Origin of the sequence: Alterinioella nitratireducens, from assembly GCF_013155465.1 — a bacterium.
Taxonomy (GTDB): Bacteria; Pseudomonadota; Alphaproteobacteria; order Rhodobacterales; family Rhodobacteraceae; genus Alterinioella; species Alterinioella nitratireducens.
This window is the reverse complement of sequence record NZ_JABJVX010000007.1, coordinates 96,148-110,687: the sequence shown is the minus strand read 5'-3', so window position 1 is coordinate 110,687 and position 14,540 is coordinate 96,148. Positions and strand designations below refer to the sequence as shown.

17 protein-coding genes are annotated in these 14,540 nt (G+C 65.4%); 8 read left to right on the top strand and 9 right to left on the bottom strand.

Going from position 1 to position 14,540, the window contains the following annotated elements; all coding sequences use genetic code 11:
- Positions 1-60: 60 nt before the first annotated feature.
- The 3 genes from HNS34_RS12935 to HNS34_RS12925 all read right to left on the bottom strand — a co-directional run bounded on the left by HNS34_RS12935 (position 61) and on the right by HNS34_RS12925 (position 1,635).
- On the bottom strand, positions 61-522 hold the full coding sequence (locus tag HNS34_RS12935; protein ID WP_172320394.1) for a hypothetical protein: 462 nt from the start codon (positions 520-522) through the stop codon (positions 61-63).
- Positions 523-647: 125 nt separating this feature from the next.
- On the bottom strand, positions 648-1,121 hold the full coding sequence (locus HNS34_RS12930; protein WP_172320490.1) for a tRNA (cytidine(34)-2'-O)-methyltransferase: 474 nt from the start codon (positions 1,119-1,121) through the stop codon (positions 648-650).
- A gap of 61 nt (positions 1,122-1,182) precedes the next feature.
- Complete coding sequence (locus HNS34_RS12925; RefSeq protein ID WP_172320393.1) at positions 1,183-1,635, bottom strand: hypothetical protein; 453 nt, start codon at positions 1,633-1,635, stop codon at positions 1,183-1,185.
- Between the two features lie 150 nt (positions 1,636-1,785).
- Here HNS34_RS12925 and HNS34_RS12920 point away from each other — a divergent pair, with 150 nt between their 5' ends.
- From HNS34_RS12920 to HNS34_RS12910, 3 genes are all read left to right on the top strand, one after another.
- The gene (locus HNS34_RS12920; RefSeq protein ID WP_172320489.1) at positions 1,786-2,499 is read left to right on the top strand and encodes a hypothetical protein; all 714 of its coding nucleotides are present in this window, start codon (positions 1,786-1,788) and stop codon (positions 2,497-2,499) included.
- Between the two features lie 64 nt (positions 2,500-2,563).
- Positions 2,564-3,061 (top strand): HugZ family pyridoxamine 5'-phosphate oxidase, encoded by a 498-nt coding sequence (locus tag HNS34_RS12915; RefSeq protein WP_172320488.1) that lies wholly within the window; start codon positions 2,564-2,566, stop codon positions 3,059-3,061.
- A gap of 41 nt (positions 3,062-3,102) precedes the next feature.
- Positions 3,103-3,588, top strand: a complete 486-nt coding sequence (locus HNS34_RS12910) for a hypothetical protein (RefSeq protein ID WP_172320487.1) — start codon at positions 3,103-3,105, stop codon at positions 3,586-3,588.
- A 45-nt stretch (positions 3,589-3,633) separates the two neighbouring features.
- Here the strand turns inward: HNS34_RS12910 and HNS34_RS12905 are convergent, their stop codons facing one another.
- From HNS34_RS12905 to HNS34_RS12895, 3 genes are all read right to left on the bottom strand, one after another.
- Positions 3,634-5,931 carry a glycosyl hydrolase family 28-related protein gene (locus HNS34_RS12905; RefSeq protein WP_172320486.1) on the bottom strand — a complete coding sequence of 766 codons (2,298 nt, stop codon included), beginning with the start codon at positions 5,929-5,931 and terminating at the stop codon, positions 3,634-3,636.
- Between the two features lie 174 nt (positions 5,932-6,105).
- Positions 6,106-6,519 (bottom strand): DUF4864 domain-containing protein, encoded by a 414-nt coding sequence (locus HNS34_RS12900; RefSeq protein ID WP_172320485.1) that lies wholly within the window; start codon positions 6,517-6,519, stop codon positions 6,106-6,108.
- Positions 6,520-6,583: 64 nt separating this feature from the next.
- The gene (locus tag HNS34_RS12895) at positions 6,584-8,164 is read right to left on the bottom strand and encodes a lysine--tRNA ligase (protein WP_172320484.1); all 1,581 of its coding nucleotides are present in this window, start codon (positions 8,162-8,164) and stop codon (positions 6,584-6,586) included.
- Positions 8,165-8,286: 122 nt separating this feature from the next.
- Between HNS34_RS12895 and HNS34_RS12890 the strand changes: the two genes are divergently transcribed.
- Positions 8,287-8,706: a tellurite resistance TerB family protein gene (locus HNS34_RS12890; protein WP_328700527.1), complete on the top strand. Its 420-nt coding sequence runs from the start codon at positions 8,287-8,289 to the stop codon at positions 8,704-8,706.
- Here HNS34_RS12890 and HNS34_RS12885 read toward each other — a convergent pair.
- Positions 8,694-9,665 (bottom strand): DMT family transporter, encoded by a 972-nt coding sequence (locus HNS34_RS12885; protein ID WP_172320483.1) that lies wholly within the window; start codon positions 9,663-9,665, stop codon positions 8,694-8,696. The two genes, HNS34_RS12890 and HNS34_RS12885, sit on opposite strands and share 13 nt — an antisense overlap.
- A 97-nt stretch (positions 9,666-9,762) precedes the next feature.
- A complete protein-coding gene (dacB, locus tag HNS34_RS12880; protein WP_328700526.1) occupies positions 9,763-11,226 on the bottom strand; it encodes a D-alanyl-D-alanine carboxypeptidase/D-alanyl-D-alanine endopeptidase in 1,464 nt (487 codons plus the stop codon).
- 116 nt (positions 11,227-11,342) lie between these two features.
- Here dacB and HNS34_RS12875 point away from each other — a divergent pair, with 116 nt between their 5' ends.
- Positions 11,343-12,191 (top strand): DMT family transporter, encoded by an 849-nt coding sequence (locus HNS34_RS12875; RefSeq protein ID WP_214647485.1) that lies wholly within the window; start codon positions 11,343-11,345, stop codon positions 12,189-12,191.
- Here HNS34_RS12875 and HNS34_RS12870 read toward each other — a convergent pair.
- On the bottom strand, positions 12,188-12,790 hold the full coding sequence (locus tag HNS34_RS12870; RefSeq protein ID WP_172320626.1) for a nicotinate-nucleotide adenylyltransferase: 603 nt from the start codon (positions 12,788-12,790) through the stop codon (positions 12,188-12,190). The genes HNS34_RS12875 and HNS34_RS12870 overlap by 4 nt on opposite strands.
- Before the next feature lie 100 nt (positions 12,791-12,890).
- Here HNS34_RS12870 and nthA point away from each other — a divergent pair, with 100 nt between their 5' ends.
- Genes nthA through HNS34_RS12855 form a run of 3 tightly spaced genes read left to right on the top strand, consistent with a single transcriptional unit; the run spans position 12,891 to position 14,520 of the window.
- The gene (gene nthA / locus HNS34_RS12865; protein ID WP_172320481.1) at positions 12,891-13,529 is read left to right on the top strand and encodes a nitrile hydratase subunit alpha; all 639 of its coding nucleotides are present in this window, start codon (positions 12,891-12,893) and stop codon (positions 13,527-13,529) included.
- A gap of 3 nt (positions 13,530-13,532) precedes the next feature.
- Positions 13,533-14,189, top strand: coding sequence for a nitrile hydratase subunit beta (gene nthB, locus HNS34_RS12860; protein ID WP_172320480.1), 657 nt, complete (start codon positions 13,533-13,535; stop codon positions 14,187-14,189).
- A complete protein-coding gene (locus tag HNS34_RS12855) occupies positions 14,173-14,520 on the top strand; it encodes a nitrile hydratase accessory protein (protein ID WP_172320479.1) in 348 nt (115 codons plus the stop codon). Before nthB ends, HNS34_RS12855 begins: the two co-directional genes overlap by 17 nt.
- The last annotated feature ends 20 nt before the right edge of the window (positions 14,521-14,540 follow it).

Genomic DNA, 14,540 nt, shown 5'->3' with positions numbered 1-14,540 from the left:
ATGCCAGAACGGGCAGGCCCTTTTCCGGACCCGCCCGCCAGCTTCATCCACGCGTCCGCGTCAGCTGACCGTGCCACCCTGGTTGGTGTGCAATGTGGTATAGGGCGTGTTGCCGTTGGGGATGGTCATCCCGCGCGCGGCCATCTCCTGCTCCATCACCCCGATCCGATCGGTCTCATGTTGGGCATGGGGGTAAACGCCGCCCGTCGCGATCCCGTAGGAGGCATTGTAGGCCGCCATCAGGTCGGCATCCGACATGGCCCCGAACCGCGCGGTCTCACCGGTGCGCCAGGCCTCGTTATGCGAGGGCCCGACCAGCGAATGGCCCGAATAATCGACCAGCTCGGCAAAGCTGCTGGCGATCTCGAAATCGGTCAGGGCATCTCCGGTATCGCCGCTCACATCCTCCACGCCCGCGCTGACCACGGTCATGGTGGCCAGCCCCAACCCGACGAGTCCAGCGGTCAGGATCACCCAATCGACGGTGACGGCCCCGGACTCTCCGGCTGCGAAAGTCTTCAATCTGCTCGATAGATACATTTTTTCTGTCCTCAATGCTGTGTCCCGCCCTGACGTAGAGGGCAATCGCGGCGGGCCTTTGCGCGGGTCGGGACATTTCAAGGATCAATTCGGGCCGATTTGCGACCTCAGCCGGTGAACCGCGCCCGCATCGCCTGGTAGACCACCGCCGTCGCCGCGTTGGCCAGGTTGAGCGAGCGGATATGCGGGCTGAGCATCGGCAGGTGAAAGATGCGGTCCTCCATTCCCTCCAGTATTTCCGCCTGCAAACCCTTGGTCTCGCGTCCGAAGACCAGATAGGCGTCGTCGGGGTAGAGGGGGTCATAGACGCTGCCCGCACCGTCATCCTCGAACAGGAACAGGCTCTCGCGCGGCGGCTGGCGATCCTCAAGGAAAGCCTGCCAGCTGTCATATTCGCTCAAGCGGACATGTTTCCAGTAATCCAGCCCCGCGCGCCGCACCGCCTTGTCGTCGATCGAGAACCCGTAAGGTCGGATCAGGATCAGCTCCAGGTCCAGCGCCACGCAGGTGCGCCCGATGGTGCCGGTATTGCCGGGGATCTCGGGGGTGACCAGGACCAGTTTCATGCGCGTGTCAGGCATCGGGGGGTTCCAGAGGATTGCATCGCCCCTGCCCTACACCATTTCGCCGCCCGCGAAACCGTCAGGAATAGGTGGCCAGCCACGCGGCGTGCAGATCGGCATGGCGGGTGTTGCCATCCGGGATCGGCAGGCCGCGCGCGATCATCTCGGCCTCGAACACGCCAAGCCGGTCGATGCGGTTGGCGCGCTGGTTCGCATTGCCGGTCTGGGCGCGGGCATAGAGGTTGTTGTAGCCGCGCGTCAGCCGGTTGTCGTTGAAGCCCGCCACCCGCTCCTGCAACTCGGCCCGCCAACTGGCGTCGTGATTGGCCCTCAGCATCTGCAAGCTTGTCGGGTCGTCGACCATGTCGGTCAACTGGTCATCCACGTATTGGCTCAGGTCGGCCGTGCCGGAATTGACCACCGCCGTCGTGGCCAGGCCAAGCCCGACAATGGCGGCCATCAAGATGGTCATGTCGACGGTCACGGCCCCGCTGTCGCGGCGGATGAACGAAAGAAGGCACTGGGTAAACATGGGCAAGGCTCCGATGGGCACGGGGGGTAGGGTTCCGGCGTCAGTCTGCACCGCAAAGACGGTTACAATTTGACATCAGTTTGAATTGAAAACGGCCTTTCGCCGCAGGCGTTAGCATTGTGTTAACCGGTATCGGAGGAGCCTCGGGGCATGCACCGGCTCTTCGCTGCCCTCCTGGCTCTCGCGGGCCTCCTCGCGCCCTCCGTCCAGGCCGGCCCTTGGGCGCGCGCACCGGGTGAGGTGTTCCTGTCCTATTCGCACAACCTCGCCACCACCGCCGACGCGCTCGCCGCGGGCGATATGCGGATGGAGGCGTTCAGCTCGCTCTATGGCGAGGTCGGGCTTGGTCGCCGCCTGACCCTGGGGCTGGATCTGGGGCGCGGCACCTACACGGATGAGGCGCTGATCTTCCTGCGCCGCACCCTGACCCGGCCTGACGCGACCTGGCAGGTGGCGCTGGATTTCGGGCTTGGGCAGCGCCGCGTCGCGGGTCTGGACGACAGCCGCCTTGCCCGCGCGGGCCTCTCGGTCGGGCGCGGCTTCGGGGCCGAAGCGCTGGACTGGATACCGGGCGGGATGGCGGGCGGCTGGATCGGGCTGGAGGCGGTGGCGATCCGCGACCTGACGCGAGACACGCAGCGCTGGAAGGTCGAGGCCACGCTTGGCCTGCGCCGATCCGACCGGCTGTCCGTGATGCTGCAACTGATGGCCGAGGATTGGCCGGGCAATGACATCAGCTACGGCATCAACCCCTCGGTCGTGTTCCGCATCCGCGACGGCACATCGCTGGAACTGGGCGCGCGCACCAGTTTCGAGGAAAACCCAAGGTTCGGCCTGGAACTGGGCCTCTGGCACCAATTCTGACCATATGGTCAGGTTCATTCAAAGCGCCTGCCATGCTACGCCTTCTTGCCAAGGAGGTGCGGCCATGTCGGACGCAAAGTCCCATCTGCTGGAAACCGGCGAGGCGTCGCGCTCGCTGGCACAGCATCTGCTGCGCTCGGCGCGGCACGGGGCGCTTGGCGTGATCTGCCCCGGAACGCTGGCCCCGCATGTCACCCGCGTCTCGGTCGGGACCGCGCCGGACGGGATGCCGGTGACGCTGATCTCGGAAATATCCATGCATACCGGGGCGCTCAAGCAGAACCCGGCCTGCTCGCTCCTGGTGGGGGACGCGGGCGCGCGCGGCGATCCGCTGACCCATCCGCGCCTGACCCTGCAGTGCGTGGCGCGCCCCACCGACAAGGACGCCCTCAAGTCGCTTTTTCTGGCGCAGCACCCCAAGGCGACGCTTTACTACGATTTCAGCGATTTCATCATGATGCGGCTCGAGGTGCAGGCCGGCCACCTGAACGGCGGCTTCGGACGCGCCTACCAGATCAGCGCGGAAGACCTGGACCTGTCCGGCGCGACGGCCGACATCTGACGCGCATTGCCAAACCGGCCCCCGCGCGTCACCATGCCCGCATGACCATCGACCCCGACCTGCCAGGCATCTGGATCATCCCCGGTGAACTCGCCACCTACGAGGTCGCGCCCGATGGCGGCTATCACATCGCCGAACCCGCCGCCCCGATTTCCATTCATCGCGGCGGCCAGGCCATGACCTGGGACGGGGAGGAGTTCGACCGCGTGTTGGGAACCGAGGCAAGCGTCGAGGGCGTCTGGCGCAACCGCGCCACGCTGGACGAATGGTATTTCCGCCCCGATGGCAGCTATACGCTGCACTGGACGGATGGCGAGGAGGCGCATGGCATCTGGTCGGCGCAGGATGAAGGTGCCACGCTCTGGACGCGCGAACATCTGGGCCGGATCGAGACCAACGGCGCCGAGGTGACCTTCACCCTCGCTGACGGCCCGCCCGCGCGCTACGGCTATACCGTGGGGCGGGAGAGCTGGACCCTGATGGACCCGCAAAGCTGGAAAGTTCTTATAGAATTTAAGCGCGCCTAGGACAGGGCGGCCCGCGCACCCGGCGGGCCGCCCTTCACGGCAGGATCACACCGTGTCGCAACGCGCCGTCAGTTGCACCGTGCCATGCACCGGCTGCGACCAGTTGATCCGGATCGACCCGCGCCCGACACCGTGACGCGTAGTGCAATAGGGCATGGTATAGACCGCGACATTTCCGGGCGACCGGATCGCGCCCTCGGGCAGGACCGACACCGCCACCCGCGCCTCGGACCCGAACGGCAGGTAATCGCGCAGATCGACCTCCCAGGTATTGCTGTCGCCGCTTTCATTGACCCGCACCGTCACCGGGTTCTGCGAATTGCGGTTGACGCCGTGATAGACATTGCCCGACATCAGGAAATTGCGCGCACGGGTGTGGTCGAGCGGCGCGATGCTGTCATCGACCCCTTCCGCCGAGCCGAGCGCATTGCCGTTCAGATGTTTGAACACATTGTCGCAAATGGACAGGCCGTTGATGTAGTGATCGGGTCCATAGGGCTTGATCTGGATGAATTTCGACCAGCCCGCGATCCCGTTCGCGGTGAAGATATTGGCGTTGATCGTCAGCCCGCCGAACGAGAACTCGCCCGACATCTCCGGCTCCGGGTCGTGCTCATTGCCCCATTCGATGAAACTGTTGTCGATATAGTTGCCGTGGATCGTGGTCTTGACGTTGGTGTTGGTCAGCACGATGCCCGCCGTGATCAACCCGTTCGGCTCGCTGTCGCCCTGGAACCAGTGATTGCCGGTGATCAGGTTGCCATTGCCGCCGAAGACGCCGAAATGCTTGAACTTGACCGACCGGTTGTCGCGCACCTTCACATCGTTGGAATTGGTGTTGAAGGCGATGGTCGTGCGGTCCTGAACGCGCAATGTCTGTTCGTTCGACAGGAACTGGTTGCGGTCCAGCAGCATCCCCGCGCAGCCGCCTTCGATCGAGGTGATGCCGCGATCCTTAGGGCCGGTGAAGAAGCAATCCTTGACGTGGAAGATCAGCCCGTCCTTGGGCAGCATCACGGCGCTGGCCCGCCCGGCACAGAGGAACTCCACCCCCGAGATCGAGAACCGCTGCAACTGCTCGAAGCCCGAGAAGTCGAGGATGTATTTGAACCGGCGGAAGGTGTAGGTCTGCTGGCTCGGCGCCGTGCCGAGCGGGCTGGACAGGAAGACGCGACCCGCCGCCACGTTGATCGCCCGCACATAGACCTCGCGCCCGACACCCTGGCCCGCCGTGACCAGCGACCCGATGGGGATGGCCCCGGCATTGGTGACATTGTCCAGCCGGTCGGCCTGGGATGCCGACCATGTGGCGTTGCGTGTCGTCACGGTGTCATTCCAATTCGGGCTGTCGATGCAGGAGAACTGCCCGTTCTGGATGCTGCGCTGATTGGCATAGGTGTTCTTGTTGCCGACCACCGCCTGCATGTCGATCGGCGCGTCCAGCAGCACCCGCCGCCCGCCCATGTCGAATGACTCGTGATCGCCGTGGTTCAGCATGGCCTGAAAGCCCTTCTTGAACCCCTGCACCTCGTCGCCGCCAAAGGCATCGGCATAGCTCGGCAGGTCGAAATTCTTCGACAGCACCAGCCGCGCGTAATCGGGCATCGACAATTGCCCCTGGAACCGCACCGGGCTCTGCATCGTCAGGTTGCCATTGATGCGATAGGTCCCTTCCGAGATCAGAACCTCGCGCCCGTTCGCCGCCGCATCGGCCGCGTTGAACGCGCCGGTGTCGTCGGTGGAGCCATTGCCGACAGCGCCGAAATCCTTGACGTCGACCCAATCCATCAGCTTGCGGTAGAAGACATGGGTGATGTCCTCGACCTTGATGCTCTCGATCCGCACGGTGCCGCCATTGGCCCCGGTCAGGTCCAGGCCCATATGGCCATAGGCCGCTTCCTCGCCCCAGGCCATGTCGACACCGCCGCGCGCGCCGACCCCGATGATGGCGGAGACCGTGACCACCTCGCCATAGGCGGTCAGCGCGGTCTGCGGACCGACCTCGGTGACGCCCGGCACGTTGGTGTCATTCGACCGCCCCGCCCAGGCCGCGATACGGACATCGGGCAGGCTGCCCGACAGCGCCTTGATCCGGGCCGAGACCCGCAGGTAGAGCCCCGGCAGAACCGGCGTCTCACCCATATAGCGCAGCCGCGTTGTGCCAGCGGTCTTCAGGATCTCCAGGCAGGTGCCGAAATCCTGGTCGGCCGCGACCAGCGCCGCGTTGGCGGCACTTGCATAGGTATCGGTGCCGGGCGTGCCGTCCTCCTGGCTCCAGACGCCCAGGCCCTCGCCAAAGGCGGGCGGCATCAGGTTCAGCCCGTCGGTAATCACTTGGTTCATATCAGACCCCTTTTTGCGTGCCGCGCGCCCTTGACCCGGACACGCGTTTCGACCCCGCGTGCCTGACCTGCACGTGGGGTTCTCGGTTTTCAGTCGTGTCCAGAAGGATGCCGGTGCCGAAAAGGCCCGGTTATGTGACAGATTTAGCGAAGAGGTCTTAAGAAGCGGTTAAGCTCAGACACCCACGCCGGGGGCCTCGACGATCTCGACCGCGCTGATGCGCCAGTCGCCCTCCACCATCACCATCTCGTAATCCAGAAGATGCGCGTTGCCTGCCTGGTCGATCACCTGCACCCGCTGCACGGGGCGGCCATCGCGGATCTCAAGCCCCTGGAACGTCACCTCGCCGGGATCCCAGACCATCGGAAACCCGCGCTCCACCATGGCCCCGAAATATTGCGGGTTCTGAAAGATGCTCTGGATCGTCGGGCTGGCATAGGTCCAGGCGGTAAACACATTGCCGGTGGAAAAGGCCGAAAACTGGTCGGATATGACGCCCTGTATCGCCAGGTCCGGCGTCTCCGCCTCCTGTGCGCTGGCCCAGAGGGGGGCCAGGATCAGGCTCAGGGCAAGGATCGCTCTGCGCATGGAAATCTCCTCCGCTTGCATGTCCCCTGACGGAAAAACTAGCGCGACAGCGGAGGAGGTCAAATCACGATGCCAGTTGGCCCTTCAGCGCGGCGTCGATCAGATCGGCGGTCTCCGTGACGCCATAAAGCGCGATGAAGCCCCCGAAACGCGGGCCCTGCGAGGCCCCAAGACAGACCTCGTAAAGCGCCTTGAACCAGTCGCGCAGCGGCTCGAACCCGTGCTCCTTGCCGACCGCAAACACCATGGTCTGCAACGCCTCATCCTCGACCTCGCCGTCATAGGCGCGCAGCCGCGCCGCCAGGTCGGCCATCGCCGCGGCCTCTTTCTCATCGGCCCGCCGGAACTGCCGATGCGGCTTCACGAAATCGTTGTAATAGCGGATCGCGAATCCCGCCGCATCGTCCAGGTCGGGATGCGTCTCGGGGCTGGCCTCGGGCGCATAGCGGCGGATGAAGCCCCACAGCGCCTCCTTGTCCTCGGCATGGGCAACGGAGGCCAGGTTCAGCAGCATCGCAAAGCTCACCACCATGTTCGATTCCGGCACATCCGCCCCATGAATGTGGAACACCGGGTTGTTCACGCGCGCGGCGGCATCCTGCCCCGCATAGGCGCGCAATTGCTGGTGATACTCGTCCACCGCCTTCGGGATTACGTCGAAATGCATCCGCTTCGCCGTCTTCGGCTTGAGATACATGAAATAGGACAGCGACTCCGTGCTGGCATAGGTCAGCCATTCATCAATGGAAATCCCGTTGCCGGTCGATTTGCTGATCTTCTGCCCGTTTTCATCGAGGAACAGCTCATAGGTGAAATGCTCGGGCTTCCGCCCGCCCAGGATCTCGCAGATCCGGTCATAGATCGGCGTGTTGGTGGAATGATCCTTGCCATACATCTCGAAATCCACGTCCAGCGCCGCCCACCGCGCGCCGAAATCGGGCTTCCATTGCAACTTGACGTTGCCGCCCGTCACCGGCAGTACCCATTCGCGCCCGTCCTCGTCGTCGAAGGTGATCGTGTGATCCCTGGCGTTCACCTCCTTCATCGGCACATACATCACGCGCCCCGTCTCGGGGTGGATCGGCAGGAAGATGGAATAGGTCTGCTGACGTTCCTCGCGCAAGGATTTCAACATCACCTTCATTACGTCGTCATAGCGCTCGACCGCGCGTTTCAGAACCTCGTCAAAGCGACCCGACTTGTAGAACTCGGTGGCGGAATAGAACTCGTACTCGAACCCGAACGTATCCAGGAACCGGCGCAGCATGGCGTTGTTGTGGTGGCCAAAGCTCTCATGCGTGCCGAACGGGTCCGGCACGCTCGTCAGCGGCTTTTGCAGATGCTCGGCCAGCGCCTCGCGGTTGGGCACATTGCCCGGCACCTTGCGCATCCCGTCGACATCGTCGGAGAAACAAATGAGCCGCGTCGGAATATCCGAGATCACCTCGAAGGCGCGCCGGATCATCGTCGTGCGCAAGACCTCGCCGAAGGTGCCGATATGCGGCAGGCCCGACGGCCCGTATCCGGTCTCGAACAGGACATACCCCTTCTCGGGCGGCGCTTTCTCGTAGCGTTTGAGCAACCGGCGCGCTTCTTCAAAGGGCCAGGCCTTGGAGCTCATCGCAGCGTCACGCAGATCGGTCATGTCTCTTTCCATCAGATAAGAAGGGTCACGCGGCCCGGTGCCGCGCCTGCGCCAGCCCCTATTGCGCCAAGGCGGCGGGGTCAATAAATACCGGGCATACCCCATCGAAAGGCAAGGCTCCCGTGACCGAACAACCCTCCCTCTCGCCGCAGGACGCGCTGGTTGCCCTGATGATGGCCGTCTCGGTCTCGGACGAAAACATCCGCACCGCCGAGCTTGTCACCATCGAACGCATCGTCAATCACCTGCCGGTCTTCGGCGATTACGACGACGACCGCATGAGCACCGTCAGCCGCATCGTCTTCGACCTGTTCGAGGACGAGGACGGGCTGGACGCCCTCTTCGGCCTGATCACCGACGCCCTGCCCGAGCGCCTCTACGAGACCGGCTACGCGCTGGCCTGCGACGTGGCGGCGGCGGACGGTCTGCTCCGGCAGGAGGAACTGGAGATGCTGATGGAGATCCGCTATCAGTTCAACATCGACCGCCTGCACGCCGCCGCCATCGAGCGCGGCGCGCGGGCCAGGCATCAGGTGTTGTGAGGCGAGACCTGCGCCGCGACCGTACCCGAGGCGCGATATTCCCGGTAGCCCAGATAGACCCCGCTTGCGACAATCATCGCCATGCCGAGCTGAGTCGTCGGCCCCGGAACCTCTCCCCATAGCAGATAGGCAATTGCCGTCGCCATCGGCAGATAGGCATAGTCGAAGGGGGCCACGACGCCCGCACTGGCAATCTGGTAGGCGCGTGACAGGAAGATCAGGCCGACCAGCCCGATCACCCCAAGCCCGCCCAGATGCAGTGCGGCCTGACCGCGCGGCACGTACCACTCCCATCGCAAGTGATGAATGGCGGCGGTCTCGGGCAAGACGGCACTGACCAGCGCCCCGACCAGCGGCACCGTAACCACCATCGCCCCTACCGTGTAGACCCCGACCGTCAGCGGCGAATCGCGATCCCCGATCACCCGCGCCAGGATCTGCGACCCAGCATAGCCCGCGGCACAAAGCAGCGGCAGCAGTGACAGGGGCTGAAAGGCCGCGCCGCCGGGGTTCAGCGCCACCAGTACGCCCGCGAACCCGATCAACAGGGCGATGCTCCGGTGCGGGCCAATCTGTTCACCCAGAATGCCCCATGCCATCACCGCGATAATCAGGGGCGCGGCAAAGAAGATGGTCGAGACTTCGGCCAGCCCCATGAAGGGGAACACCGCGTAGAACACCGAGAACGCCAGCGTGATCAATAGCGCGCGCGTCAGATGCAGCGGCCAGAGAGGGGTCAGCAACCGATGCGGACCACCCAGGAGCACGATCAGCGGTACCAGCACCGCCAACCCGACCACTCCGCGCGCGGTCATCAGCATCCAGAGCGGATATTGCGTGATCAACACCTTCATCGCCACATCCTGGGCGACGAACAGCGCCATGCCGATGATGACACAGAGAATGCCCTGAAGGCTGCGCGATACAAAGATCGGCGGGGTTTGAAGGGTGACGCTCATGTCGGGGGGCCTTGCGGACGGGTCGTGTCCGGCAGGTAAGGGTCAATTCCGTCGCCTGTCGCGCCTGTTTGCGACCCCGTTGCGGCGCACCAAAGCCTCACCCATGCACCGCCGCCCACCGCTCGATCAGCGCCTGCTGCAACTGTTTCGCGCGGCCGTTATAGCCCCTTGCCCCCGGCGGGCGTGTCTCCTGCGAGGTGTCGAAGGTTCCGCGCCGTTCCAGGTCGCCGCAGAAGATCGCGAAGGCCAGGTCGCGGCCTGACGGTGCGCGCGCGAACCCCGCAAGGGTCGAGACGAAATAGAGCGTGCCGGTCTTGGCCACCACATCGACGGGGTGATCGGGCAAGACGTTGCCGTCCTGATCCCGCATCGGGATGTCCTTCATCAGCCGCCTGAGGCCCCCGTTCGCCCCGGAGCCGACCAAGGCCCGCACCATCTCGCGCGTGTTCATCCGGCTTTCGTCGCCCAGCCCCGAATGGTCCACGAAATGCTGCCGCCGCACGCCCCAGCGCTCCTGCATCCAGTCGCCCATCGCCTCCGCCGACTCCGGCAGCGTCTGCGGGTTCCCGCCCCCGGCCTGGGTCGACAGCAGCCCCACGATCTCGGCGGTCAGGTTGGTCGACCAGCGCATCATGCCGCGCAGGATCTCCTCCAGCGGCTCGGATACATGCGCCGCCATCACCAGCGCATCCTCGGGCGGCGCCCCCGTTTCCACCTGCACCTCGTCCAGCACGATGCCGCGCGATCGCGCCAGCACCTTGAACACCTCGGCTGCATAAAGATGCGGCCTGCGCACCGGCAGCCAGCGCGCCCCGCCACGGCCCAGCGCACTCTCGGCCACGGTCCAGTTTTCATGGGTCTCGGTCGTGGAATAGCCATAGACGGGCGCGGTCCGGTCCACCACCTGCATCCGCGTCATCGAGACCGGGGGCCGCACGCTCTCCGACCGGGCGTCCATCCGCACCTCATAGCCGTCCTGCCCCCGCTCCCATTCGAAATGCACCCGGTTGAAATTCAGCGTCAGCGCCGAGATCGCCGGATTATACCCGACATGCGCGGGCTGGTCCGGGTCGATCTCGTGGATCATCGGCAGCATCCCCGCCGCCACGATGAACCGACCCGTCACCTCGCGCAGCCCCGCCTCGGCCAGGCTCCGGGTCAGGTCGTTCAGCCGGTCGGTATCCAGCAGCGGATCGGCCCCGCCGACCAGCCACAGATCGCCCTCCAGCCGGCCATCCGTCACCACCCCATCGGCCAGCACCCTTGTGCGGAACCGGTAGCCGGGACCGAGCCGGTTGAGCGCGTAGGCCGCCGTCAGCGCCTTGGTGACCGAGGCGGGCGGCATCGCGCGCAGCGGGTTGACCGCCTCCAGCATCACGCCCGAATTGGCATCGGCCACGGCAAAGGACACCGTCCCGCCAAGGGCGGCCTCCGCGATCAGCTCGGCAGCCTCTTGCACCGTGCGCTGCTGGACCCCACCGGGCCTGCGAACAGGATAGGGGGACAATTCCGGCGGCATCGCAAAGCCCGCCTGGGCCAGCCCCGCCAATGCTCCGCTCAAAAACAGGCGTCTTGAAACCATTTTGTCAAAAACCCTTCTGTCCCCCCGACTAAACCCAAAAGGCGGCGTTATCTCAACCCTTTCGCCGGTCACAAAAACCTCATATGCGCGGGGCCATGACCCATCCGATCCGCCAGGCGCTGCCGCTCGTCCTCCTTGCCATGTGCCTGATCCCGGCGGGGGATACGGCGGGCAAGATCCTGGGCGAGGCCCAGGGCGTGCATCCGGTCTTCATCGCCTGGAGCCGCTTTGCCATCGGTGCGATCCTGCTGGCCCCCTTTGTCACCACCGCGATGCCAATGCGGCTTTTCCTTGACTGGCGGGTGTGGCTGCGGGCACTTCTGGTCGTCGGCGGTGTCACCTCGATCCTGACCGCCCTGCGCACGGAACCCATGGCCAATGTCTTCGGCGCGTTTTTCGTCGGCCCGATCCTCAGCTATTTCCTCTCCGCCCTCCTGTTGCGAGAGCCGATCACGCCCATCCGCACGCTGCTGCTTCTGCTGGGATTCATGGGGGTTCTGCTGGTTGTCAAACCCGGCTTCGGCATGACGCCGGGGCTTGGCTTCGCGGTGCTGGCGGGCACCTTCTATGGCGGCTTCCTCACCGCCTCGCGCTGGCTGGCGCAGGTCGGACGGCCCCGCGCGCTGATGCTGACGCAGCTTGTCATCGGGGCGCTGGTGTTGGCCCCCTTCGGCCTGATGACCATGCCGCCGCTCACCCTGCCGGTGGTGGCGCTGTCCAGTGCCTCGGCGCTTGGCTCCATGCTTGGAAACCTGCTCCTGATCCTGGCCCTGCGCCTCGCACCCGCCTCGCGCGTGGCCCCCTTCGTCTACATGCAACTGGTCGCGGCCACGGCCCTTGGCTGGATCGTCTTCGGCGACCTGCCCGACCTTCTCGCCACGCTCGGCCTGGCGCTCCTCATCGTCACCGGCCTCGCCAGCCTGACATTGCGCGAGCGGCCCTAACGGCTCCACTCGCCCCGCGCCCGGATCTCGCTCGACGACACATCCACCATCGGCACATTCAGGAAACACCAGGCGGGCGCGACCATATGGGCCAGCCCGCCCGCCGCCGATGCCCGCACTTTCCAATCCCGGTAGACCCGCGCCGCCTTGCCCGACCGGGCCGAGATCCTCTGACCGGGCCGCGCCAGCACCCCCATCGGGACATTCTCGACGATCCATTGCCAATCCTGCCAGCGATGCAGATCGGCAAGGCTGTCGGCCCCCATCAGCCAGACGAAGCGCACACCGGGATAGAGCGCGAAGAGGCGGGCCAGCGTCTGCGCCGTATAGCGCGTGCCGATCCGTGCCTCTATATCCGTGACCTCGATGCGCGGATGCGTGACCAGCGCCCGCGCCGCCCGCATCCGCCGTTCCAGCGGCGCAGGCCCCTCGCGCTTCAACGGATTGCCGGGGCTGACCAGCCACCAGACGCGGTCCAGCCCGAACCGCTTCAGCGCCTCGCGGCTGACATGGACATGGCCCGCATGGGGCGGGTCGAACGACCCCCCGAACAGGCCCACGGTCTGACCGGGGCAGGCATATGGCAATCCGGCACGCATCATGACGGCCTTTGTCGCGGGGCTTTGCCGCCAAGTCCAGTGGCTTGGGCTTGACTTGCCCCTTGTGCAGCGGTCAGCCTGCCCGCGAAAGGGAAATCCCATGACCAGTTTCGACAGCGACAAGGCCGCAGAGCTTCACCGCCACCTGCACAGCCACCTGCCTTCCGACCCCGCGCTGCGCGTCAAGGCGCTGGAAAGCCTCGCCATTGAACGCGGCCTCGTCGCGCCCGAGACCATCGACGCCTGGGTCGAGGCCTATTCCGAACATATCGGCCCGATGCGCGGCGCGCAGGTCATCGCGCGCGCCTGGACCGACCCCGATTTCAAGTCCCGCCTGATGGAGAACGCGACCGAGGCCATCAAGGATTTTGGCTTTGAAGGCAACGCCACCGGCCACCTGCACGCGGTCGAAAACACCGATGCGCAACACAACATGGTCGTCTGCACGCTCTGCTCCTGCTACCCGTTCTCGATCCTGGGCATGTCGCCCGCGTGGTACAAATCCGCCGCCTACCGCTCCCGCGCCGTGCGCGAACCGCGCGCCGTGCTGGCCGAGTTCGGCGTGTTCCTGCCCGACGATGTCGCCCTGCGCGTCTGGGACAGCACCGCCGAGCTGCGCTATATCGTGGTGCCGCAACGCCCCGACGGCACCGACGGATGGGACGCGGATCGCCTCGCCGGGATCGTCACCCGCAATTCCATGATCGGCACCGAGCGCGACCTGAAAGCGGAGGGCTGAGCCATGGACGGCATCCACGATCTCGGCGGCAAACAGGGCCACGGGCCCGTTCCGGTGGACACCGGCGACGCGCCCTTTTCGCATGATTGGGAACGCCGCATGTGGGGTCTGGCCCGCGAAGGGCTGGTCCCTTCCATGACCATCGACTGGTTCCGCCACGGGCTGGAGATGATGGTGCCCGCCGACTACCTGACCCAGTCCTATTTCGAGAAATGGGCCACGAATTACCTGATGATCTTCGCCGATGACGGCATTGCCTCGTTGCAGGAGATCGAGGCCGGCCACGTCGCCGACCCTGCCCCGCGCGCGGCGGCAAAGACCACCCAGGAAGTCGTCGAACAGGTCCGCACGGGGTGCACGGATTTCTCTCTCCCGCCCGATGCCCCGGCGAAATTCTCTATTGGAGACAAGGTGTTGACGCTGGATCACGGCACCGCGCCGCACACCCGCCTGCCCGGCTATGCGCGCGGCAGGCACGGCACCATCATCGCGCATCATGGCGCGCATCTGCTGCCCGATGAAGGCGCGAAGGGCCGCCACGTGGGCGACCACCTCTACACCATCAGCTTCACCGCGCGCGAGCTTTGGGGGCCGGATGCCCACCCCGCCGACACGGTCACGCTGGAACTGTGGGAAAGCTACCTTGTTCCGCCCCGATGATCCCCTGAAACCCCGCGATCCGGTCTTCGACGAGGCGTGGCAGGCGCAGGTGCTGGCGATCGCCGACACACTGGTGCAGGCGGGCCGGTTTTCCGCCACCGACTGGGCCGACACCCTCGGGGCCGAATTGCGCGCGGCGCAGGCGGGGGGGCAGCCGGACACGACCGAAACCTATTACCTCGCCGCCCTCGCGGCCCTTGAAAAACTGACCACTAAGGCCACCGACCTCACCCCCTCCGACCTCACCTCCCGCAAGGAGGAATGGGCGCGCGCCTATCTGCACACGCCGCATGGCGACCCGGTCCTGCTCACTCGCGGGCAGGACCGCTGAGGCGCGGTTTCAGCCCCACG

Bases quoted from the DNA above. Each gene is read 5' to 3' on its own strand.
- HNS34_RS12930 (WP_172320490.1), bottom strand. From the start codon at position 1,121: ATGCCTGACACGCGCATGAAACTGGTCCTGGTCACCCCCGAGATCCCC.
- HNS34_RS12925 (WP_172320393.1), bottom strand. From the start codon at position 1,635: ATGTTTACCCAGTGCCTTCTTTCGTTCATCCGCCGCGACAGCGGGGCC.
- HNS34_RS12920 (WP_172320489.1), top strand. From the start codon at position 1,786: ATGCACCGGCTCTTCGCTGCCCTCCTGGCTCTCGCGGGCCTCCTCGCG.
- HNS34_RS12915 (WP_172320488.1), top strand. From the start codon at position 2,564: ATGTCGGACGCAAAGTCCCATCTGCTGGAAACCGGCGAGGCGTCGCGC.
- HNS34_RS12910 (WP_172320487.1), top strand. From the start codon at position 3,103: ATGACCATCGACCCCGACCTGCCAGGCATCTGGATCATCCCCGGTGAA.
- HNS34_RS12905 (WP_172320486.1), bottom strand. From the start codon at position 5,931: ATGAACCAAGTGATTACCGACGGGCTGAACCTGATGCCGCCCGCCTTT.
- HNS34_RS12900 (WP_172320485.1), bottom strand. From the start codon at position 6,519: ATGCGCAGAGCGATCCTTGCCCTGAGCCTGATCCTGGCCCCCCTCTGG.
- HNS34_RS12895 (WP_172320484.1), bottom strand. From the start codon at position 8,164: ATGACCGATCTGCGTGACGCTGCGATGAGCTCCAAGGCCTGGCCCTTT.
- HNS34_RS12885 (WP_172320483.1), bottom strand. From the start codon at position 9,665: ATGAGCGTCACCCTTCAAACCCCGCCGATCTTTGTATCGCGCAGCCTT.
- HNS34_RS12875 (WP_214647485.1), top strand. From the start codon at position 11,343: ATGACCCATCCGATCCGCCAGGCGCTGCCGCTCGTCCTCCTTGCCATG.
- HNS34_RS12870 (WP_172320626.1), bottom strand. From the start codon at position 12,790: ATGCGTGCCGGATTGCCATATGCCTGCCCCGGTCAGACCGTGGGCCTG.
- nthA (WP_172320481.1), top strand. From the start codon at position 12,891: ATGACCAGTTTCGACAGCGACAAGGCCGCAGAGCTTCACCGCCACCTG.
- nthB (WP_172320480.1), top strand. From the start codon at position 13,533: ATGGACGGCATCCACGATCTCGGCGGCAAACAGGGCCACGGGCCCGTT.